1 protein-coding gene is annotated in these 687 nt (G+C 39.9%); it reads left to right on the forward strand.

Annotated features, from left to right (window positions below; translation table 11 throughout):
- The coding region (locus JJQ88_RS21000; RefSeq protein WP_246861344.1) for a group II intron maturase-specific domain-containing protein at positions 1 to 687 on the forward strand (687 nt) is incomplete at both ends.

Consider the following 687-nt stretch of genomic DNA (forward strand, 5'->3'; position numbering starts at 1 on the left):
AAAATATCTCCAAGCAGGAATCATGATAAATGGTGTAGTCTACGATGCAGAAGAAGGAACACCACAAGGAGGTCCCCTGAGCCCTCTTCTTTCGAATATCCTTTTGGATAAGCTTGATAAAGAGCTAGAAAGGAGAGGTCACAAGTTTGTCCGCTACGCCGATGATTGTAATATTTACATGAAATCGAAGAAAGCTGGAGAACGAGTGATGAACTCCATTACATGCTTCATTGAGCAGAAATTAAAGCTCAAAGTAAACAGAGGGAAATCAGCGGTTGACCGCCCGTGGAAACGAAAATTCCTTGGCTTTAGCTTTACGGTTAATAAGAAACCGAAGGTTCGAATAGCCAACGAAAGTGTTAAAAGGCTAAAAGCTAAAATACGAAAGTTAACATCCCGTTCTAAACCAATCCCCATGGAAGTTAGAATTGAGAAATTGAATCAATTTCTAACGGGATGGTGTGGATATTTTGCATTAGCTGATACACCAAGTAAATTCAAAGAATTTGATGAGTGGATTAGAAGAAGACTCCGTATGATTGAATGGAAACAATGGAAGAACCCGAAGACAAGAGTAAGAAAACTCAAAAGTCTTGGCGTTCCAGACCAAAAGGCATACGAATGGGGAAATTCCAGAAAGAAATTTTGGAGAATCGCCTCAAGTCCAATCTTACACAAAACCCTCGA

Origin of the sequence: Bacillus sp. REN3 (assembly GCF_017912555.1) — a bacterium.
GTDB lineage: Bacteria > Bacillota > Bacilli > Bacillales > Cytobacillaceae > Mesobacillus.